20 protein-coding genes are annotated in these 19,467 nt (G+C 62.3%); 9 read left to right on the forward strand and 11 right to left on the reverse strand.

All coding sequences use genetic code 11. The features are described 5' to 3' along the window. Positions 1–18: 18 nt before the first annotated feature. Positions 19–1,212, reverse strand: coding sequence for an aq_1923 C-terminal domain (locus NKJ40_RS07265; RefSeq protein ID WP_352465506.1), 1,194 nt, complete (start codon positions 1,210–1,212; stop codon positions 19–21). A gap of 368 nt (positions 1,213–1,580) precedes the next feature. Here NKJ40_RS07265 and parC point away from each other — a divergent pair, with 368 nt between their 5' ends. Beyond that, a complete protein-coding gene (gene parC / locus NKJ40_RS07270) occupies positions 1,581–3,833 on the forward strand; it encodes a DNA topoisomerase IV subunit A (RefSeq protein WP_352465507.1) in 2,253 nt (750 codons plus the stop codon). Positions 3,834–4,082: 249 nt separating this feature from the next. Continuing rightward, a complete protein-coding gene (locus NKJ40_RS07275) occupies positions 4,083–5,303 on the forward strand; it encodes an AI-2E family transporter (RefSeq protein ID WP_352465508.1) in 1,221 nt (406 codons plus the stop codon). Here NKJ40_RS07275 and NKJ40_RS07280 read toward each other — a convergent pair. The 3 genes from NKJ40_RS07280 to NKJ40_RS07290 form a co-directional block, all read right to left on the reverse strand. After that, positions 5,291–6,187, reverse strand: coding sequence for a DMT family transporter (locus NKJ40_RS07280; protein WP_352465509.1), 897 nt, complete (start codon positions 6,185–6,187; stop codon positions 5,291–5,293). The genes NKJ40_RS07275 and NKJ40_RS07280 overlap by 13 nt on opposite strands. Positions 6,188–6,310: 123 nt before the next feature. Beyond that, positions 6,311–7,075, reverse strand: coding sequence for an arginyltransferase (locus NKJ40_RS07285; protein ID WP_023717252.1), 765 nt, complete (start codon positions 7,073–7,075; stop codon positions 6,311–6,313). Between the two features lie 138 nt (positions 7,076–7,213). Beyond that, positions 7,214–7,684 (reverse strand): RDD family protein, encoded by a 471-nt coding sequence (locus tag NKJ40_RS07290; RefSeq protein ID WP_352465510.1) that lies wholly within the window; start codon positions 7,682–7,684, stop codon positions 7,214–7,216. A 212-nt stretch (positions 7,685–7,896) separates the two neighbouring features. Between NKJ40_RS07290 and sthA the strand changes: the two genes are divergently transcribed. Beyond that, the gene (gene sthA, locus NKJ40_RS07295) at positions 7,897–9,285 is read left to right on the forward strand and encodes a Si-specific NAD(P)(+) transhydrogenase (protein WP_352465511.1); all 1,389 of its coding nucleotides are present in this window, start codon (positions 7,897–7,899) and stop codon (positions 9,283–9,285) included. A gap of 9 nt (positions 9,286–9,294) precedes the next feature. Here the strand turns inward: sthA and NKJ40_RS07300 are convergent, their stop codons facing one another. Continuing rightward, positions 9,295–10,146 (reverse strand): alpha/beta hydrolase, encoded by an 852-nt coding sequence (locus NKJ40_RS07300; RefSeq protein ID WP_352465512.1) that lies wholly within the window; start codon positions 10,144–10,146, stop codon positions 9,295–9,297. 28 nt (positions 10,147–10,174) lie between these two features. On the opposite strand from NKJ40_RS07300, the gene NKJ40_RS07305 reads away from it, so the two are divergent. Further along, entirely contained in the window at positions 10,175–11,350 is a 1,176-nt protein-coding gene (locus tag NKJ40_RS07305; protein ID WP_352465513.1) for an OpgC family protein, read from the forward strand. Positions 11,351–11,374: 24 nt separating this feature from the next. Here the strand turns inward: NKJ40_RS07305 and NKJ40_RS07310 are convergent, their stop codons facing one another. Next, the gene (locus tag NKJ40_RS07310) at positions 11,375–12,457 is read right to left on the reverse strand and encodes a LacI family DNA-binding transcriptional regulator (RefSeq protein WP_352465514.1); all 1,083 of its coding nucleotides are present in this window, start codon (positions 12,455–12,457) and stop codon (positions 11,375–11,377) included. A 166-nt stretch (positions 12,458–12,623) separates the two neighbouring features. Between NKJ40_RS07310 and NKJ40_RS07315 the strand changes: the two genes are divergently transcribed. Both NKJ40_RS07315 and NKJ40_RS07320 read left to right on the forward strand, forming a co-directional pair. Then, entirely contained in the window at positions 12,624–12,767 is a 144-nt protein-coding gene (locus tag NKJ40_RS07315; protein ID WP_352465515.1) for a hypothetical protein, read from the forward strand. Positions 12,768–12,824: 57 nt separating this feature from the next. Beyond that, positions 12,825–12,968 carry a hypothetical protein gene (locus tag NKJ40_RS07320; protein ID WP_352465516.1) on the forward strand — a complete coding sequence of 48 codons (144 nt, stop codon included), beginning with the start codon at positions 12,825–12,827 and terminating at the stop codon, positions 12,966–12,968. Positions 12,969–13,037: 69 nt separating this feature from the next. Here NKJ40_RS07320 and NKJ40_RS07325 read toward each other — a convergent pair whose 3' ends face one another. Then, a complete protein-coding gene (locus NKJ40_RS07325) occupies positions 13,038–13,409 on the reverse strand; it encodes a DUF423 domain-containing protein (RefSeq protein WP_352465517.1) in 372 nt (123 codons plus the stop codon). 53 nt (positions 13,410–13,462) lie between these two features. Beyond that, positions 13,463–14,713, reverse strand: coding sequence for a multidrug efflux MFS transporter (locus NKJ40_RS07330; RefSeq protein ID WP_352465518.1), 1,251 nt, complete (start codon positions 14,711–14,713; stop codon positions 13,463–13,465). A 197-nt stretch (positions 14,714–14,910) separates the two neighbouring features. On the opposite strand from NKJ40_RS07330, the gene NKJ40_RS07335 reads away from it, so the two are divergent. Both NKJ40_RS07335 and NKJ40_RS07340 read left to right on the forward strand, forming a co-directional pair. Next, positions 14,911–15,573 (forward strand): GntR family transcriptional regulator, encoded by a 663-nt coding sequence (locus NKJ40_RS07335; protein WP_352465519.1) that lies wholly within the window; start codon positions 14,911–14,913, stop codon positions 15,571–15,573. A 97-nt stretch (positions 15,574–15,670) separates the two neighbouring features. After that, a complete protein-coding gene (locus NKJ40_RS07340; RefSeq protein ID WP_023674477.1) occupies positions 15,671–15,928 on the forward strand; it encodes a DUF982 domain-containing protein in 258 nt (85 codons plus the stop codon). A gap of 48 nt (positions 15,929–15,976) precedes the next feature. Here NKJ40_RS07340 and NKJ40_RS07345 read toward each other — a convergent pair whose 3' ends face one another. After that, the gene (locus NKJ40_RS07345; protein WP_352465520.1) at positions 15,977–16,138 is read right to left on the reverse strand and encodes a hypothetical protein; all 162 of its coding nucleotides are present in this window, start codon (positions 16,136–16,138) and stop codon (positions 15,977–15,979) included. A 123-nt stretch (positions 16,139–16,261) separates the two neighbouring features. Next, positions 16,262–17,305, reverse strand: a complete 1,044-nt coding sequence (locus tag NKJ40_RS07350) for an aldo/keto reductase (RefSeq protein ID WP_352465521.1) — start codon at positions 17,303–17,305, stop codon at positions 16,262–16,264. Between the two features lie 280 nt (positions 17,306–17,585). On the opposite strand from NKJ40_RS07350, the gene ppk2 reads away from it, so the two are divergent. Continuing rightward, positions 17,586–18,506, forward strand: a complete 921-nt coding sequence (gene ppk2, locus NKJ40_RS07355; protein ID WP_352465522.1) for a polyphosphate kinase 2 — start codon at positions 17,586–17,588, stop codon at positions 18,504–18,506. 48 nt (positions 18,507–18,554) lie between these two features. Here ppk2 and NKJ40_RS07360 read toward each other — a convergent pair whose 3' ends face one another. After that, entirely contained in the window at positions 18,555–19,202 is a 648-nt protein-coding gene (locus NKJ40_RS07360) for a dihydrofolate reductase family protein (protein WP_352465523.1), read from the reverse strand. Between the last annotated feature and the right edge of the window lie 265 nt (positions 19,203–19,467).

Here is a 19,467-nt window from a genome sequence, read left to right on the forward strand (position 1 = left end):
TTTTGCTTGGAAGCTCTATCAGTCTTCGTTCGCCGTAACCGTCACGCCGAGCGTTTTCGGCAGGTCGAGCGGGTTGGACATAGCGCCCGCCATGATCAGCGCGAACGGCACCGCTGCCGACGGCTCGGCCGAGACCTCGATGCTTTGCGGATCGTCGAGGAACTTGTTGACCGCCGCCGAAACCTGCGCCGTCAGTTCCGGATTGTTGAGCTGCGCCATGCCGAATGGCACGATCGCCTTGGCCTGGTTGGCGATGTCCTTGCCGGACATGCCTTGCTGCTTGCCGGCATAATCGAGCACCTTTTTGGTCAGCGAATCGTCGTCGAAGCGGATCGAGGCGCCGTTGAACGAAAGCTGCTGCAGCAGCCCGAGCATGGCCATGCCTTGCGCCGAATTGTCGGCGCCTTCCGGCTGCGACGCCATCTTCTTCTGCATCTCCTGCATCGATTTGATGACATCCAGCGTGTAGCCGCCGAGATCGAAGGTCATGCCGAGCGTGCCGGCATTGTCGACGGATATTTCGTATTTCGACAAGTCCATCCTGCCGTCGGTAGGCTGCCAGGTGCCTTCCATCTCAAGATTGCCTGATATGTTCTGGTAGCCGAGCGCGTTGATGACTTCCTTGGACTTCGGATCTTCGACCAGTGTCAGGTCGGCAGCGAATTTTTCCGTGGTGCCGGAAAACGCCATGGCCTTGCCGTCGGCCGGCGGCGTGATTGCGATGGCAAGCCCGTCCATCGAGAAGGCAGTCTTGTCGGCGACCTTGACTGTCATGTTGTCGAGCTCGGCCGATTTGTACATCATCAGCGAGCCCAGCGGACCGGTTGCGCCTTCGGCCGGAACCGTCATGTCGTGAATGACGAAGGGGCTGAGATTGAGCGTGACGCCATCCTCGCTGTGTTCGAACGGCGACGTCGATACGGTCGCGATTTGATAGCCGCCGTTGGCTTCGGTCACACCTTCGAGCTTGACGTCGCCGATCTTCAGCGCCTCCTTTTCGGCCGCCGGTTTGACCGCTACGCCTTGCAGAACCATGCTGGAAGTATCGCCGGTTACTCCGGTCCAGGAGAGGTCGACGCCTTGGGCGGCGAGGGCAGCCTTCAGCCGGTCGGCGACCGCGGTATCCTGCGCGAATGCCGCATTCAGTGGCAGCGTCAGCAAAAAGGTCGAAAAAGCCAGTCTCTTAATAAGTGTCGAGTGTCTGATCGTCATCGAGAGCTCCCCTGAGAGTGTCCTGAAATTCTTTTCAAATCGTCGCGTCGTCACCATTCGGTGACGAACTGGACCGGAAAAAGGCGGGCCTCGGCACAATGATCGAAAATCGCGGCCAAAGGCAAACCCGATCCATCAGGCTTGCGATAGAAGCAGGATGTAACGGGTTGATGTTGGCCGGCGTCGTGACGCTTCCAATTCCTGTTTCATAATGGATGTCGCGCAAAAATGTGCAGCAGTTTTGCGATAACGACATGCATCAAAACAAACCTAAAGCGTCGCATGAGGCCGGTCGAACGCGACGCGCTTTAGGAGGACGCATACCGGTGCCTCTTGCCGCGAATCACCCGCTCGGCTAGTGCCAGCCCATGGGAAAAAGGCTTTTGCCGCCCGAGAGTGGCGGCGGCGACAATATCGAGCCGGTCGATCTGAAGAAGGCGCTGGAAGAGCGCTATCTCGCTTACGCGCTGTCGACCATCATGCACCGGGCACTGCCGGACGTGCGCGACGGGCTGAAGCCGGTGCATCGTCGCATCATGCATGCCATGCGCCTGCTGCGGCTTAACCCCGACCAGGGCTTTGCCAAATGCGCCCGCATCGTCGGCGAGGTGATGGGCAAGTTCCATCCACATGGCGACCAGTCGATCTACGACGCATTGGTGCGGTTGGCGCAGGATTTTTCGATGCGTTACCCGCTGGTCGACGGGCAGGGCAATTTCGGCAATATCGACGGCGATAACGCCGCCGCCATGCGCTACACCGAAGCGCGCATGACCGAAGTGTCGACGCTGCTTTTGGAAGGCATCACCGAGGACGCGGTCGATTTCCGCCCGACCTACAACGAGGAAGACGAGGAGCCGGCGGTGCTGCCCGGCGCCTTCCCGAACCTGCTCGCCAACGGCTCGTCCGGCATCGCCGTCGGCATGGCGACCTCGATCCCGCCGCACAATGCGGCCGAGCTCTGCGACGCCGCGCTTCACCTGATCGATCACCCGGATGCGCCCGTCACCAAGCTGATGGATTTCGTCCAGGGGCCGGACTTTCCGACCGGCGGCATCATCGTCGACAGCCGCGCCTCGATCCTCGAAGCCTATGAGAGCGGCCGCGGTGGTTTCCGCGTCAGGGCGAAATGGAGCCAGGAGGACCAGGGCAGGGGCACCTGGAACATAGTCGTCACCGAAATCCCCTACGGCGTCCAGAAAGCCAGGCTGATCGAAAAGATCGCCGAGCTCTTGATGGCGCGCAAGCTGCCGCTGCTCGAGGATATCCGCGACGAGAGCGCCGAGGACATCCGCGTTGTGCTGGTGCCGAAGAGCCGCTCGGTCGATCCCGGCATCATGATGGAATCGCTGTTCAAGCTGACCGAGCTCGAAAGCCGCTTTCCGCTCAACATGAACGTGTTGTCGCGCGGCAAGGTGCCGAACGTGCTGTCGCTGAAAGGCGTGCTCAAGGAATGGCTGGAGCACCGCCGCGACGTCCTGATCCGCCGCTCCAAGCACCGTCTCGGCGAGATCGAAAGGCGGCTGGAGATCCTCGCCGGCTATTTGATCGCCTACCTCAACATCGACGAGGTGATCAGGATCATCCGCGAGGAGGACGAGCCCAAGCAAGTGATGATGGCGCGCTGGTCACTCACCGACACCCAGGCTGAAGCCATCCTCAACATGCGGCTGAGAGCGCTGCGCAAGCTCGAGGAATTCGAAATCCGCGAGGAATTCAATGGCCTGACCGGCGAGAAGAAGCAGATCGAGGCACTGCTTGCGTCCGACGCCAAGCAATGGGCGACGATCAAGTGGGAAGTCGCCAACGTTCGCCAGAAATACGGGCCCGAGACCGAGATCGGCAAGCGCCGCACCGAGTTCGCCGACGCACCCGAGCATGACCTGACCGATATCGCCCACGCCATGATCGAGCGCGAGCCGGTCACCGTCGTCGTGTCGGAAAAGGGCTGGCTGAGGGCCATGAAAGGTCATCTGACCGACCACTCGGCCCTGACCTTCAAGGAAGGCGACAGCCTCAAGCTCGCCTTCCACGCCCAGACGACCGACAAGGTGTTGGTGTTCACCACCGGCGGCAAGTTCTACACGATCGGCGCCGACCGGCTTCCGGGTGGGCGTGGCCATGGCGAGCCGATCCGCATCATCGTCGACATGGACAACGACCAGGATATCGTCACCGCCTTCGTCCATGATCCAAAGCGCAAGCTGCTGCTGGTGTCGCATGACGGCAACGGTTTCATCGTGCCGGAAGAAGAAGTCGTCGCCAACACCCGCAAGGGCAAGCAGGTGATGAACGTCAAGGCGCCCGACGAGGCCCAGCGCTGCGTGAGCGTCGCCGGCGACCATCTCGCCATTGTCGGCGAGAACCGCAAGATGCTGGTGTTCCCGCTGGCCGAGATCCCGGAGATGGGGCGCGGCAAGGGCGTGCGCCTGCAGAAGTACAAGGATGGCGGTGTCCTCGACCTCAAGACCTTCACGCTCGCAAGTGGCCTGTCCTGGCAGGATTCGGCAGACCGCACCTTCACCAAATCGCGTGACGAGCTTGCCGAATGGATCGGTGCCCGCGCCTCGGCCGGTCGCATGGTGCCGAAGGGTTTCCCGAGAACTGGCAAGTTCGGGTGAAGCGGTAATCTCCCCCCTTGAGGGGGAGATGGCCGGCAGGCCAGAGGGGGTCCCCGCGCATGAAGCGCCAGCCTCCTTTGTTCGTGGTAAGGGTAGCGTCAGGACGACCCGACCCCCTCTGTCGCCTTCGGCGACATCTCTCCTCAAGGGGGGAGATTAGCAGCTCCACCCAAACATTTGGAATGTCGTCACGATTGCTGCACTATATCAGTGCATAAGCGATGCGATGGGCCAGGGAGAGTTGGGCGCTTGAAGGAAGTCGGGATACAGAAGCCGGAGCGGCAGCAGCGCCTGTTTGGCCTGTCGACGCCGCTCAGGGCCGCTGTCATTCCGCCGCTGTCGGCGGCGCGCTGGCTCCTGGTGCTGATCGTCGCCGCTGGCGTTTATTTCTTCCACGGCTTCCTGTTCCCGGTCCTTGCCGCCCTGGTGATCGCTTTCGCCAGTTGGCCGCTCTATCGGCGGTTGCTCGCTGGCGTCGGCGGCAACCGCACCATCGCCGCGACGCTTGCGATCTTGTTCATCCTGACCTTCCTGGTGGTGCCGATCGCGCTTGCCGGCACCTACGCCATCAATGAGGTGCGCGAATGGGTCAGCTGGGCCATCGAGACCAATCGCTATGGTGCGCCGACGCCGCACTGGATCGCCACCATGCCCGTGGTGGGCGAATGGCTCAATGAACAATGGACGGTCAACGTTGGCCACCCCGGCGGTATCGGCGAACTGATCCAGCTGATCAGCGGCGCCAATATCGGCAGCATCTATCGCGGCGTGCTTGCCGCCGGCGGCAGCGCCTTCGGCCTTTTGCTGACGCTGCTGTTCATGATGATCGCGCTGTTCTTCGCCTATCGCGACGGCGAGCATTTCGCTGGACAGGTCGATCGCCTCGGCGAACGCATCCTGCCGGCCAGATGGGAACGGATTTCACGCGTGGTGCCGGCGACGATCTCCTCGACGGTGACCGGCATGACCGTTATCGCCATCGGCGAAGGGCTGGTGCTGGGTATCGCTTACTGGTTGGCCGGGGTGCCGTCGCCGGTGACGCTCGGCGCGCTGACCGGCATCATGGCGCTGATCCCCGGCGGCGCGCCGCTGTCCTTCACGCTTGTCTCGATCTATCTCGCGGCCAGCGGCTCGCCGATGGCCGGGCTGGCACTGTTCATCTGGGGCGCGGTCGAACTCTTCATCGTCGACAAGACATTGCGCCCGAAGCTGGTCGGCGGGCCGATAAAGCTGCCCTTCCTGCCAACCTTTTTCGGCCTGATCGGCGGAGTCAAGACGATGGGCTTTCTCGGCCTGTTCATCGGCCCGGTGCTGATGGCGCTGCTGGTCGCAATCTGGCGCGAGTGGCTGCGCGAGGTGGAACTGACCGATGAACTCGCTGCCGCCGAACCGGCGGAGCAGGATGACGCACCGCCGCAGATCGAAATTGTCGCCGAACGCGCCGCCGCGAAAAAGAATCAGGCCGGGTGACTGACGGCGAACATGGCGCGGCGCTTGCGCCCCTCGTGCAACTGCCAGAGCGAATGGCCGATCAAGGTGACGATGAGGATCGCGCCCCCGATCAGGCTATTGCGCGACGGTGTTTCGGCGAAGATCATCCACACCCAGACCGGCGCCAGCACGGTTTCGAGCAGGTAGAACATCGCCACTTCCGGCCCGGAGATGTATTTCGGGCCGTTGGCGAGGCAAAAGAACGAGATCGGCATGATGACGGCACCGTTGAAGATGATCCACCAGGGTGCGTTGACGTGAAAACCCACCTTGGAAACCATCAGGGCGGCGACGGCCAGCGGCAGGACCACTCCGATCAGCGCCGTGAAACCCATATCCTTGCCGCTGGCGCGCGAGATGGTGATGGCCGCGGCGATCATGAAAGCCGAGCATAGCGCCATCAAGTCGCCGAAGAGATGTCCGGTTCCAACGGAATCGCCGACAATGATCGTGACGCCGACGATCATCAATGCCAGCGCGGCAAGCGTCAGCGGCCGTGGCCTCTCCTTCAGGAACAGCCATGACAAAAGGGCCGCGAACATGGTTGTGAAGGCCAGGATGAAAACGAGGTTGGCGGTCGAGGTGTTGTAGACGCCGGTGATGAAGGCGATCGAGCCGAGCCCGTAGAGGCCGGCAACGATGAGCCCTGACCAGCCCGGCACAAGCTGCGGTGCCTTTGCGCTCAGCGAACGCCAGACGGCCCAGATGATCAGCGTGGCGACGAAGGTCGTGCCGGTGCGCAACAGCAGGATCGTCCATGCCTCGCCGTCGGCGAGCCGGATCAGCGGAATGTCGACGGTCAGCGTCAGCCCACCGATGGCGGTGATCAGAAGGCCTCTCTGGTGGTCGTTGTGAGAAGACATGCGGCAATTCTCGCGATGGGCTTGGAGGCGCAAAATTGACCCGCCCGGGCTTCCAGCCAATCGGCCAGAAACCCAGCGGCATCCTCGTCGAAACAATTTAAGAGTGAATACCGAAAGCAGGAATCAGCGCGAAACCGCTTCGTGATTGTAGCGTTCCCAGCCTTTCGGGCCGAGATGCTCCTGCGGCTGGAAGCGCATCTTATAATTCATCTTGCGCGAGCCGTTGACCCAGTAGCCTAGGTAGACATGGGGCAGGCCCATCGCCCTGGCGCGGGCGATGTGGTCGAGGATCATGAAGGTGCCGAGCGAACGGTCCTCGAAATCCGGGTTGAAGTAGGAATAGACCATCGACAGGCCATCGGCCATCTTGTCGGTAAGCGCCACGGCGATCAGCTCGCCCTGGCCCTTGCCGGTGATGAAGCTGTCGGGTCCGCGGCGACGGTATTCGATGACCTTTGTGTCTACATGGGTATCCTCGACCATCATGGCGTAGTCGAGCACGGTCATATCGGACATGCCGCCACGGCGATGGCGGGCGTCGAGATAGCTGCGGAACAGGGAATACTGTTCGGTGGAGGGTTCGGCGTCGTGCATGGCGCCGACCAGATCCGAATTATGCTGTATGACCCGTTTCATGTTGCGGCTGGCGGTGAATTCCTGCGCCAGGATGCGCACCGACACACAGGCGCGGCAGGTCTCGCAAGCCGGCCTGTAGGCGATGTTCTGCGACCGCCTGAACCCGCCCTGCGTCAACAGATCGTTCATCTCCGGGGCCTTGTCGCCGACCAGGTGTGTGAACACCTTTCGCTCGAACTGGCCCTCGAGATAGGGACACGGCGAGGGCGCGGTCAGAAAGAACTGCGGCGACTGGGTCGGGTGCTGCGTCATCGAGCCTTGGAAACACTCCTGCGAATCGTTCTACCTTTGGCGCGGACGCCGAAAAATTCAACAGGATTGTGAAAGCCTGGGTAATTGGATGTCTTCACATTTGTGCGCAAAGGCTGCGGCCGCGCTTCAAAAGTCTGCTCAGCGGCCGCTGCGGCTGACGACGGTGCCGAGCAGCAGGTCGTGCAGCGTGCGCTTGCGATCGGAAAACAGGCTCACCAGCAGGACCAGCGGCGAGAGGATGACATTGCCGGCCCAAAACAGCACCGAATGCACAACGGCGGTCAGCCCGTCGATGGGGCTGCCGTCGAGCCGGTCGAGCCGGATGCCCATCATCTTCATGCCGGTGGTGGCCTGGTCTTTACTGCCGAGCGTATTCCAGATGTAGAGGATGGCGACGGCCGGCACGAGAATGGAAAACAGCATCCAGCCGAGGCCGAGCGTCAACAGCCCCAACAAGAACACCAGGATCGCGAATGGAATGGTGAGCAGCGCGACGATGAAATAATCGATGACGAAGGCGAGAATGCGCCGCGTGCGCACGCCCTCATAGGCGCGGACATCTTCGAGCCTGCTGGTGATGATTTCGCCGTCGAGAACGCGAGCGTTCATGTCATTTCCTCGTAGTCGAACCCGGGTTAATGCACGGGGCCGCTTCTTGGTGAAATGGTGAAGGTTCGCGGCGGAATCAAGATCGAGCCTTTCGCCGCCGTGTAGATGGTGATGGAGTGCCTGGTGCAGTCTGACTTGTTGAATTCATGGCGCGGATAGCGTTAGCTTGCTGCGGCGCAACAAAGGGCGCCGAGCCGAGGGGACGGGGCGACATGGACTACGACATGCTGGTCATCGGCAGCGGCCCATCCGGGCGCCGCGCCGCGGTGCAGTCGGCCAAGCTCGGCAAATCGGTGCTGGTGGTCGACAGAGGCCGGCGTCTCGGCGGCGTGTCGGTGCACACCGGCACCATACCGTCGAAGACGTTGCGCGAGACGGTGCTCAACCTCTCAGGCTGGCGTGAGCGCGGCTTTTATGGACGCGGCTACCGGGTCAAGCAGGATATTTCGGTCGGCGATCTGGTCGAGCGCCTGCACAAGACGCTCGACCATGAGGTCGAGGTGCTGCAGCACCAGTTCATGCGCAACACGGTCAAGAGCGCGCGCGCCGCGGTAAAATTCCTCGGCCCCAACAAGGTCAGCCTGACCACCGACACCGGCGACTACAGCGAGGTTGGCTTCGCCCATGCGCTGATCGCGGTCGGCACCCGGCCGCACCGGCCGCGCGACGTGCCGTTCGACAAGACACGGATCTTCGACAGCGACGAGATGCTGGAACTCGACCGCCTGCCGCGCACGCTGACGGTGATCGGCGCCGGCGTTATCGGCGTCGAATATGCGACGATCTTTTCGGCGCTCGACGTTCCAGTGACGCTGGTCGAGCCGCGCAACACAATGTTGGATTTCGTCGACCGCGAGATCGTCGACGACTTCATCCATCAGATGCGCGATCGCGGCATGACGATCAGATTAGGCAGTGCCGTCAAGGAGATCGCCTCGAAACCCGATTGCGCCGAGGTGACGCTGGCCGACGGCCGCACCATCCGTTCCGAGATCGTGCTCTACGCTGCAGGGCGTACCGGCAATGTCGGCAGCCTGGGGTTGGAAGCGGTCGGCATCGAGGCCGATCCCAGGGGCCGCATCAAGGTCGATCCGCACACCTTCCAGACCAGCGCGCCCAACATCTATGCCGCCGGCGATGTCATCGGCTTCCCGAGCCTGGCTTCGACCTCGATGGAGCAGGGCAGGGTGGCCGCCTGCCATGCCTTCGGCGTGCCCTTGCCGCCGCCGCCCGAAACCTTTCCCTATGGCATCTACGCCGTGCCGGAAATCTCCACCGTCGGCCAATCCGAGGAGCAGGTGCGCGAGAGTGGTGCTGCCTACGAGGTCGGCGTGGCGCGGTTTCGCGAGACATCGCGCGGCCACATAATGGGCGTCAACACCGGCTTCCTGAAGCTTCTGTTCTCGATCGAAACACGCCGTCTGCTCGGCGCCCATATTGTCGGCGAGGGCGCGACCGAGCTCATCCACATCGGTCAGGCGGTGATCAATCTCGGCGGCACTGTCGACTTCTTCGTCAACAACACCTTCAACTATCCGACGCTGGCCGAAGCCTACAAGATCGCCGGGCTGGACGCCTGGAACCGCATGGGGCGAGGGTAGCCTCGAGGCTCATCGATCTGACGCTGCAACGGCGACTGCAGGATCCGCCAGCCATTGCCTGACGATCTCGGCGTCCGGATCGCCGATTTCATGGCCAGAGGCAATGGTGTGGGCCTCGACCTTGGCGCCATGCGAGGTCAGTAGAGCAGCCAACACCGGCGCAAAAGGCGCGTAGGTCAGGTCGGCGGCGCCGGCGATGATCAACGCCCGCGCCTTCGACAGGTCGGTCGGCGGCACCGAGTCGAGCACCGGCATCGGACGCAGCAATGCGGCGCGCTGGATCAGGCCTGGATGCAGCAGCATGACGCTTGAGACAAGGTTGGCGCCGTTCGAATAACCGAGAAAGGTCGCGCGGCTGAGATCGAAGCGGCGGCGCTTCGCGATGCCGTCGACGAAGCCCGCGAATGCGTCCGCCTCAGCACGGATGCTGGCCTGTTCGAAACGCGTCGGGGTGATTCGCGTAAACCAACGGAACCCGTCCTCCTGAGGAATGCGGCCACGGACCGCAACCAGTGCCGCGTGCGGCGCGATTTGCCGACCAAGCGGCAGCAAGGTCGTCTCGTCTACACCCGATCCATGCAACAGGAACAGCCAGTCACCGGGTAAATTGGCGGGTCTAAGGAGCCGGTAGAAAAAGCCTGAATTTTCCTGCAAAATACCGGCTTCGAGGCTCTCCTCGGCCATAGCCACATCCTTTTGATTTCGCGTTACTTTCATTAATTTGCCGGCTTCAAAACGGAATATTTTCAAGCTCCGCGAAAGTTGATTGAACCGGGCGCATTTCAGTCCGTTTCTTTGCCGATATAATCCCCGCGGGAGGGATCGAAGCAGTGTGCGCCGGGTGGTCGCATTGCCGAGCATCAACAACCAGCTTTAAGGCCTTTTATCGATGACCATGCCAGTTTCGCCGGGACGCGATACGCGTATTGACGTGTTCCGGGCTCTCGCCCTCCTGACCATATTCATCGACCATGTGCCGGGCACCGTTTTCGAAACCCTCACCTACAAGAATTTCGGGTTTTCGGATGCGGCCGAGGCCTTCGTGCTGATCTCCGGCATGTCCGTCGCTCTTGCCTACGGCACCAAATTCCAGCCAGGAAACCGGCTGGTTGCAACGCTGAAGATGTGGCGCCGCGCCGGCGTGCTCTATGTCACCCACATCGTCACGACGATGGTGGTCATGGCTATCTTCTGCGCAGCGGCGGTGTTTGCGAGACGGCCGGACCTTCTGACCCTGATCAACATCGAGCCGCTCGTCAGGAACCCACCACAAGTCCTGGTCGGTATCGTCACACTCGGCCATCAGCTCGGTTACAACAACATACTGCCGGTCTATGCGGCGCTGCTGTTGATGGCGCCGGCCTTCCTGCTGTTCATCAGCTATCGGCCACTGGCGGCGCTTGCCGCATCCGCAGCGCTTTGGCTGGTCGCCGGAATCTACCAGATCGCGCCGCCGAATTACCCGGAGCCCGGGTTTTGGTTCCTCAATCCGCTGTCATGGCAATTGCTGTTCAATATCGGCATGGCCAGCGTGTTGCATGTGCGGCGCGGCGGCACCATCCCGGTCAATCGCTGGCTGGTCGGCGCGGCGGCCGCCTATGTGCTGACGGCGCTCGTCTGGGTGCACAGCCCGTTGTGGGGGCATGTGTCGTGGCTCGACCTGCCGGTGGTGCTGACCGGTTTCGACAAGACGTTCCTGTCGTTGCCGCGGCTGCTGCACATCCTGGCGATGAGCTATCTGGTCGTCGCCTTGCCTTTCGTCTCGAACCTGTTCCGCACCGGCCGCGACAATCCGCTCGCCATATTGGGCAAACGCTCGCTGCCGGTTTTCATTGCCGGCACGGTGATTGCCATGGCGGCGCAGGTGATGAAGCTGATCAACCCGGGCGGCATTGCCTATGACAGTCTGCTGCTCGCCGCCGGCATTGCCATGCAGTTCGCGCTCGCCTTCTATCTGGAGTGGCTGTCCGCCATCGGCTGGTCCGGCAAGGGCAAGCCGGTCCGCAACGAGGCGGCCCGCTCGTCTTTTGAAATCGGGCCGATGGCCGCACAAGCGAACCGATAGACCTGGACGGTCGATCTGCCGGCCTCAAGCTATGCTCGGCGGCGGTCCGGACGATGCCCTGACGACAAGTTCGACGTCGAGCGTTTCTCGCCGCACCGTGCCGTCGAAGTCGAGGATTCTTCGCGCCGCCCGGCGGCCGATCTCGGCGATCGGCTGGGCGATGGTGGTGAGCGGAGGCTCGCAAATTGCGGCTTCAGGCACGCCGTCGAAGCCGACGACGGAAACATCGCGGGGAACCGCGATGCCCCGTGCGTTGAGCCATTCCAATGCCACCATTGCGATCCGGTCCGACATCGCCAGGATGGCGGTCGGCGGTTCCGCCGAGGCGAAGATGGTTTCGAGACCAGCCCTTGTGCTCGCCTTGTCGTTTTCGGTCTCGTAGACCGGCACCTTGGCGGTATCGACACCGAACCGGGAAAGCTCTTCGAAATAGCCGAGGAGGCGGTCACGGGTTCCGGTATAGGTTGCCGTCCGGACCTGCTCGGGCGAGACAAGACCGGTGCTGTCGTCGGCGAAGGCCAGCGACAACACCGCGAAGCGGCGATGTCCAAGTTCCGCCAGATGGCGCGCCGCGAGCCGGCCGCCGGCAACATTGTCGATACTGATCGCGGAGACCGTGTCGTCCTGCGAGCCGAGCTCGAGCGCGACGAAGGGGAGCTTTCGTTCGCGCGTCAGCTCAACGAGACGCGGACCGCCCTCGATGCAGAACAGGATGAAGCCGTCGACGAGGGCGCTCTGGATATTCCAGGCAAGTTTTTCCTCGTTGCCAGCCGACACGAGGGCTATTCCCGCGCCGGTGGCGTCGCAGGCTTCCGAGATGCCGGCCATCATCACGCGGGCAAAGGGGTCGTCGAAGAAATAGGACAGCGGCTCGGTTGTGGCGACGCCGATTGCATTGACCTTGCCGGCGCGCAGCAGGCGGCCCTTGGGATCCGGGCCGGCGTAGCCCAGCGCGTCGGCCGCCGCCTTGACCCGCTCGCGGACTTCCTCGCGCACGATTTCGGGACGGCTGAAGACATTGGAGGCAGTGCCGTGCGATACGCCCGCGGCTTTGGCGATGTCCGCCAGCCGGATGGGTCTCCTGCCGCCTTCGGTGAGTGATGCCATTTGTTTGTCTCCAGGACTCCTGTCCAACAGTATCGCTAATTACCTAACACCTTCGTTGGATCGATTCAAATTTTTGCTTGACATCTATGGCGCGATGCCTATCCTTTGAATCGATCCAAGAGCGTTTTTCCGGCTGCGGGTTGGATCGATACAAGAGGAGAGTGCCATGCACCCCGTCAATTATCTGTTCGAGGACATTTACCGGAACGACTGGATCATCCGCTCGAGCGCGGAGGCCCGTAAGGGGCGCGACAGGACCGGTCCGTGGATTCGCGACCTGCGTTTCCTCGTAGGACGCAAGCGGAGCTGATCGGCGGCCTATTTTTTGTGCCCGCTGATTGGATCGATTCAAAAAGGAGATTAAGCCATGCACCCGATCAAGCATCTGTTCGAAGACATCTATCGCAATTATTGGGGCATATCGCCGGCCACCGAACGGCCGGAGCGACGGCGTGTAGTCAAGACGACCAAACGCGACGGCCAAGTCCGGCCCGAAGGTCCGCGAGACTGAGCTGGCAAGACAGAGCTCGTGGATCGAGGGCGGCTGGCGAAAGAGCAGCGGCCGCCATTGGTTGCCGCATCAATGGCGGCGCGGGCCTACCAGCGCCGAGGCGGCCATCACCAGCCAGCCGCCGATGAGCAACGTGCCGCCGATCGGCGCCGACATCGGGAACAGCCGCGAGCCAAGGAAGTCGCGGGCCAGAAGATCTCCCGAGAACAGCAGAAGCCCGACGAGAAGGATGAGGCTTCCGGTTTGCAGGATGCTATTTCCACCGAGCAGCCCGACGACAAGGAAGACCGGCGCATGCATGAGCAGGAAGGACGCGGCCGTACCGACGAAAGCGCCGCCGAGATGCGCCGCCGCCGCCGAAAGCGCCACGCCGGTTGCGCCGCATAGGCCGCCGGCAAGAACCAGAATGCGGCCGCCTGCCGCGTGTTCATCCGTGCTCATTTCCACGCCTCCGTGATTCCTGGCGACCGCCTGAGATAGTGCCGCGAACCGTGTCAGGATTTGCCGGCTTCCGCCAGCATGTCGCGTTCGCGGCGCGACTGGACCAGCCAGTTATAGGCCGCTCCGCCCGCCATCAGAACGGATGTGCCGAGAAACACCGAGCGCATACCGAAATGGCCACCGGCGAAGCCGCCGAGCAACGGCCCGGCGACCTGCCCGACATATTGCGCCGAGATCGACAAGCCCAGCACATTGCCGCCGACGCCGTCGGGCACATTGTGGCGGATGACGCTGGTGATGCAGGGCAAAAGACCGCCAAGCGCCAGGCCCATCAGGAAACGCAGGCCGACGAGCTGCCAGCCTTGCGTGGCGAAGGCCTGCGGAATCAAGAGCAGCGCCGAGACTGCGAGTGAGGCAACGATGACGTTCCAGTGGCCGATACGGTCGGCGAGCTTGCCGAGCCGCGACGCCGACAGGATGGCGCCGAGCGCTGCCGCCGACATGACGATGCCGGAGACAAGCGTGACCTGGCTCTGATCTTCGATGAGCTGTTGGACATAGACGGTGATGATCGGCTCGATCGACATGGTGGCGAAACTCAACAGCATGCCTGTCGCCAGCATGGCGACGACGGGGCGCTTGTCGGGAATCTGCGACCAGCCGCCTTTCGCCTTTTCTTCTGACGCGGCCTTGGCGGCAACCGGGCGAGGGGCCTCCTTGATCAGCAAGGTGGTTGCCAGAAAGGCCAGGAAAATGACGCCGCCGGCGAGCAGGAATGTGGCCCGGATGCCAATCAGCGGCGGCAGCGCGCCGCCGAGTAGCGGACCGACCAGGGCACCGGCCGTGATTCCGGCCGACAGCACGCCCAGCGCCCAGCCGGAGCGATCCTTCGGCGTCTGCATGGCAACCAGGATGGTCGAGCCCGAAGAATAGCCGCCGGCAAAGCCGATCAGCAGGCGCAAGAGCACCAATTGCCAGACGGTCTGCACCATGCCGGTCAGCGACATGCACAGCGCCATGCCGAAACTGGCGCGCACCAGCATCAGTTTGCGGCCGTAGCGGTCGCCTAGCCGCCCCCACAAGGGCGCGACCAGCGCGGCAGCAAGGAAGGTGGCGCCGTAAGCAATGCCCGACCACTGGACGATCGCCGCGTGGCCCTCGGCGCCCAACTGCTCGACGTAAAGCGGCAGGAAGGGCAACAGCAGCGTCATCGCTACAAGCGTGCTGAACGAGCCGGCAAAACACACGGCGAGATTGCGACGCCAGTGGACGTTGTGCGTGGCGAGGGTGGCGTCTTGCGACATGTCATGTCCTGTCCGGCCAGCCTGCATAAAACTTGCTGCGGATACCGATTTGGGATACCAAGCTGGTATCTGTCATGAACGCAAGCCCCGTCGCTGTCAATGCGGGCCTCTCAAACATGATCGACAAAGGCCGGCGTGATCGGCCAACGCTGGCCAGTGACCCGATTGCCGGAACAAATGACCTAAACGGAACGCCAATGTCGCAGATGCAGAACGTCGAAAAGCGGCTTCGCGAGATGATCCTCGGGCTCGAGATCGGTCCCGGCGAGCGGCTGACGGAGCGCTGGGTCGAAAGCCGCTTCGGCGCCTCGCGCACGCCGGTCAGGGCGGCATTGCTGCGGCTCGAGACCGAAGGCCTGATCTGCCGCGACGGCCGCGGCTGGACGGTCTCGCCCATCAATCTTGCTGAACTCGAGCAGATCGCCGTCTATCGCGAGGCGGTCGAGGTCGCGGCACTCAGACTAACTTGCACCTTGCAGGACAGAAGTGCCGTCGAAATCATCGAGGCGATGCTCGATTCTTGCGACGACAAGACGCCGCGCGAGGAATGGCATCGCGTCGGCATGGATTTTCATATCGAGTTGGCGCGTCTATCCGGCAACGAGTTCCTGTTCAGAGCGGTTCGCGACGCGATGACCCGCCTGTCGCGCGCCCGCTGGCTCGAGGTTCGCGACGAGGCAGCGCTCGGCCGTGCCTGGGCCGAACACCATGCCATTCTGTCGGCGGTGCGGGCCGGCGATGCCGATAGCGCCGCCCGCCTGCTTTCAGCCCATATCATCGGCAGCCGCGACCGGCTGGTGACCTCGCTGCGCAACGACCGGCGCGGCCTCCGCGCCAGGGGATTTGCCGTCGTCGCTTGAGTTCGGATCCACGGCCATTGATGACGAAAAAGGGCAGATGAGCGAAGAAAGCTACTTTCGGCCTCGCTTCGCAAATGCCGATGGCGTAAGAGCGGCGATGGAAAACAACCGATTTGACACACCCGTGACCGTCAAGGGCGCGGCGGGAAGCAATCAGCTCTTGCGTACGGCCCGCGAGGCTTCCGACTACCTCCTCAACAATTGGCCCGGCAAGCGCAGCCCCAAGCACCGCGAAGCGTTGCAAGCCTGTCATGATGCGCTGGCCGGCGACAAGCCGGCCATGAACGCAAGACGGGCCTTCATTGCCGCCGCTCGTGAAGTGAACGTCTTCGTCAGCGACAAGGCGCCCGCCTGAGGCATAGCGGGATTTGACCGAGGCCCGGACCGCCTGACAGGCCTGATATCATCCCTCGGCCGTTTCGGTGTTGGTCTGGGGCTCGCTTTCGCCCTCGGGCTTCGAGCGCTCCTTGGCCGCGACCTTGGCAGCCTGCTTTTCCGCCTTCTTGGCAGCCTTCTGCCGGTCGCGTTCCTTGCGTTCCTGACCGTAGTTCGGTGCTCGTGCCATATCGTTTCCTTTCATTGTGCTTGGCCTTTGCCTAGGAGCATTGGGCCGCAAACACAACACCGCAAGGCACGATAGGCTCCATATCTCGGCGCAGTCCGGCGAGCCCCGCTTCAGGGCGTTTTTTCAGGCGCCGTCCCGGTCGAGGACGAGATCGGCGGGCCCGAACCGGTCCTTTGCCGTGAATTGCTGGTGCCAGTAGGGATAGAGCACGGGCGGCCTGCTGACCACGTCGAGGCGTGTGCGCTCCTCGTCGCCGAGCACCAGGCTTGCAGCGGCGATATTGTCCTTGAAATGCGCTTCGGTTCGTCCGCCGATCACCAGCGAACTGACGGCGGGCCGGCCAAGCAGCCAGGCAAGCGCCACCTGCGCCGCCGACACGCCGTGGTTCTTGCCGATATCGATCAGCACGTCGACGATCCGCCACAGCCGGTCCTCGTCGCGGATCGGCGGTTCCGACCAGCCACTGAGCTGGCGGGCAGTCGGCTGGTCACGGTGGTATTTGCCGGACAGCAACCCGCCGGCAAGCGGGCTCCAGACCAGCACGCCGAGCCCCTGGTCGACCGAGATCGGCAACAATTCATATTCGGCCTCGCGCGCTTCCAGCGTGTAATGGATCTGCTGTGTGACGAAGCGCGGCTGGTGATGACGGTCGCTGATCCCCAGCCCCTTCATAACTTGCCAGCCGGAATAATTGGAGCAGCCGACATAACGGACCTTGCCCTGCGCGACCAGCGTGTCGAGCGCGGCGATGGTTTCCTCAAGCGGTGTCAGGCCATCCCACTCGTGGAGGAAATAGATGTCGATGACATCCGTCCTGAGCCGCTTAAGGCTCCTTTCGCATTCGCGGACCAAATGGTAGCGCGACAGGCCTTCATCATTGGGGCCTTTGCCGATCCGCATGCGCGCCTTGGAGGCGATCAACACGTCGCCCTTGCGCTTGCCGCCGAGCGCCTCGCCGATGATCTCTTCCGACACCCCGTTCGAATAGACGTTGGCGGTGTCGATGACATTGACGCCGGCATCGATGCAAAGGTCGATCATCCGGCGCGCCTCGTCGAGATCGGTCTTGCCGACCGCCGAAAACGCGCCGCCGCCGCCGAACGTCATGGTGCCCATTGTCAGCGTCGAAACCTTCAGCCCGGAACGGCCGAGAGTGCGGTATTCCATGTCGTATCCTCACGATTTATCGGGAAAGGGCGTTGCAAACGACAGCCCTGAATGAACCGGGCATTTGTAGGATAATTCGTTCCGCTTGTCGCCCCGTGTTACAGGGCAACATCGATCACATCTTCCGGATTGAACGCACAGCCAGCGCAGTAGTGGCTGCAATAAAACCGTCATTGCCGGCCTATACTAACATCGGTCCAGCGCTTCGATTTCCGGCCGCCGGGCCGGGCGGCAGAGCGCCTGACAGCGGCCGGCAAGGCCTGTAAGCGGAGCAGCGCAAATGACCGAGATAAAACAGAATTCCCCGGCCAGGGACTGGCTGGAAGCGGAACTCGCCGACACGCTCGATGAAGACTATGAGCTGGAAATCTCGGAGCCGGCGCTGTCGATGGAGATCGCCAAGATCTACAAGAATGCGCATCCGCCATCGATCGACCGCCTGCAGTATTTTCGCGATCTCATCACGTTGCAATCCGAATTGATCAAGCTGCAATCCTGGGTCGCCTATCACAAGAAGAAGCTCGTCGTGGTCTTCGAGGGCCGCGACTCGGCGGGCAAGGGTGGCGTTATCAAGCGCATCACCCAGAGGCTTAATCCGCGCATCTGCCGCGTCGCAGCACTTCCGGCGCCGACCGAGCGCGAGAAGTCGCAATGGTATTTCCAGCGCTACGTTCCGCATCTGCCGGCCGGCGGCGAGATCGTGCTGTTCGACCACTCCTGGTACAACCGCTCGGGCGTCGAGCGGGTAATGGGCTTTGCCCAGCCGGATCAGGTCGAGGAGTTCTTCCGCGACGTTCCGGATTTCGAACGCATGCTGGTCCGCTCAGGCATTACGCTCGTCAAATACTGGTTTTCGATCACCGACGAGGAGCAGCAGATGCGCTTTTTGATGCGCATCCACGACCCGATGAAGCAATGGAAACTATCACCGATGGACCTCCAGTCGCGCGTGCGCTGGGAGCAGTACACCAAGGCCAAGGAAGAGACCTTCGCCCGCACCAATATCCCGGAAGCCCCGTGGTTCATCGTCGAGGGCAACGACAAGAAGCGGGCACGGCTGAACTGCATTGACCATCTCCTCAAGCAAATGCCCTATGAGGAGGTGCCGCACGAGGAGATCACGCTGCCGGAGCGCGTCTTCAATCCCGAATACGAGCGCCAGGTACTGCCGCGCGAACTGTATGTGCCGGAGAAGTACTGACTAAAGCGGCAGGAGGGCGCTGCCTCCGTGGCGGCGCCCTGCAACAAGCTAGGTGCGCTCGATGATGACATGCGTGGCCTTCGGCGTCGCGACCTGCTCGCTGCAGCGATAGCCGAGCTTGGGCATATCGATGCCGGCAAAAAGGCTCTCGCCGGCGCCTAGCAGGACCGGTGAGATCGCCAGATGCATTTCGTCGATGAGCTTTTCCTGGAGATATTGCCGGATCGTGGCGACGCCGCCGCCGAGCCGTACGTCCTTGCCGTCAGCCGCTGCTTTCGCCTTTTGCAGCGCTGAGTGGATGCCGTCGGTCACGAAATAGAAGGTCGTGCCGCCCTCCATGACAATGGGATCACGTGGATGGTGCGTGAGCACGAAGACCGGCACATGGTAGGGTGGGTTGTCACCCCACCAGCCTTTCCACCTGTCATCCGGCCATTCGCCGCGGATCGGCCCAAACATGTTGCGGCCGAGGATCCATGCGCCGACATTTTCGAAGCTGCGTGCCGCGAACGCCTCGTCAGTGTCCGTGGTCCCGCCATCCTTGCCGAGGACCATCGTGCGGAAGGTGCGGGTGCCGAACATCCATTCGTGCAGGGCTTCCCCGCCAATACCCAGCGGATTCTTCAGGTCTTGGTGGGGACCGGCGCCGAAGCCGTCGATCGACAGGGTGAAAGCGCTGACGCGAAGTTTGGACATGAGAGCCTCCTCGATAACCAATTGTGAGATGCAAGCAGTCATCGGGGTAGCTTAACTGATTGCATTTTGCAAGCGGTATTTTGAATCGCCGGTGGGGCGATCACTTCCAAATCATGTTGGAATAACCAATCTCAATGTCGGCGCCGCCCCTCATCCGCCTGCCGGCAGCTTCTCCCCGCATAGTGACGGGGCGAAGGGGCTGGCCGCAACGTCGGCGATGCTTTGCAACGCTGGAGATTGGCGAAATCTTTTGCGAACGCGTCTT

The sequence above is a fragment of the Mesorhizobium sp. M0119 genome, from assembly GCF_040322615.1.
Lineage (GTDB): Bacteria > Pseudomonadota > Alphaproteobacteria > Rhizobiales > Rhizobiaceae > Mesorhizobium.

What these genes read in the sequence shown, in the direction of transcription:
- NKJ40_RS07335 (WP_352465519.1), top strand. Translation starts at nt 14,911, where the DNA reads ATGTCGCAGATGCAGAACGTCGAAAAGCGGCTTCGCGAGATGATCCTC.
- NKJ40_RS07300 (WP_352465512.1), bottom strand. Translation starts at nt 10,146, where the DNA reads ATGCTCGGCAATGCGACCACCCGGCGCACACTGCTTCGATCCCTCCCG.
- NKJ40_RS07340 (WP_023674477.1), top strand. Translation starts at nt 15,671, where the DNA reads ATGGAAAACAACCGATTTGACACACCCGTGACCGTCAAGGGCGCGGCG.
- parC (WP_352465507.1), top strand. Translation starts at nt 1,581, where the DNA reads ATGGGAAAAAGGCTTTTGCCGCCCGAGAGTGGCGGCGGCGACAATATC.
- NKJ40_RS07350 (WP_352465521.1), bottom strand. Translation starts at nt 17,305, where the DNA reads ATGGAATACCGCACTCTCGGCCGTTCCGGGCTGAAGGTTTCGACGCTG.
- NKJ40_RS07315 (WP_352465515.1), top strand. Translation starts at nt 12,624, where the DNA reads ATGCACCCCGTCAATTATCTGTTCGAGGACATTTACCGGAACGACTGG.
- NKJ40_RS07265 (WP_352465506.1), bottom strand. Translation starts at nt 1,212, where the DNA reads ATGACGATCAGACACTCGACACTTATTAAGAGACTGGCTTTTTCGACC.
- NKJ40_RS07320 (WP_352465516.1), top strand. Translation starts at nt 12,825, where the DNA reads ATGCACCCGATCAAGCATCTGTTCGAAGACATCTATCGCAATTATTGG.
- NKJ40_RS07330 (WP_352465518.1), bottom strand. Translation starts at nt 14,713, where the DNA reads ATGTCGCAAGACGCCACCCTCGCCACGCACAACGTCCACTGGCGTCGC.
- NKJ40_RS07290 (WP_352465510.1), bottom strand. Translation starts at nt 7,684, where the DNA reads ATGAACGCTCGCGTTCTCGACGGCGAAATCATCACCAGCAGGCTCGAA.
- NKJ40_RS07305 (WP_352465513.1), top strand. Translation starts at nt 10,175, where the DNA reads ATGACCATGCCAGTTTCGCCGGGACGCGATACGCGTATTGACGTGTTC.
- NKJ40_RS07310 (WP_352465514.1), bottom strand. Translation starts at nt 12,457, where the DNA reads ATGGCATCACTCACCGAAGGCGGCAGGAGACCCATCCGGCTGGCGGAC.
- ppk2 (WP_352465522.1), top strand. Translation starts at nt 17,586, where the DNA reads ATGACCGAGATAAAACAGAATTCCCCGGCCAGGGACTGGCTGGAAGCG.
- NKJ40_RS07280 (WP_352465509.1), bottom strand. Translation starts at nt 6,187, where the DNA reads ATGTCTTCTCACAACGACCACCAGAGAGGCCTTCTGATCACCGCCATC.
- NKJ40_RS07360 (WP_352465523.1), bottom strand. Translation starts at nt 19,202, where the DNA reads ATGTCCAAACTTCGCGTCAGCGCTTTCACCCTGTCGATCGACGGCTTC.
- NKJ40_RS07325 (WP_352465517.1), bottom strand. Translation starts at nt 13,409, where the DNA reads ATGAGCACGGATGAACACGCGGCAGGCGGCCGCATTCTGGTTCTTGCC.
- NKJ40_RS07345 (WP_352465520.1), bottom strand. Translation starts at nt 16,138, where the DNA reads ATGGCACGAGCACCGAACTACGGTCAGGAACGCAAGGAACGCGACCGG.
- NKJ40_RS07285 (WP_023717252.1), bottom strand. Translation starts at nt 7,075, where the DNA reads ATGACGCAGCACCCGACCCAGTCGCCGCAGTTCTTTCTGACCGCGCCC.
- sthA (WP_352465511.1), top strand. Translation starts at nt 7,897, where the DNA reads ATGGACTACGACATGCTGGTCATCGGCAGCGGCCCATCCGGGCGCCGC.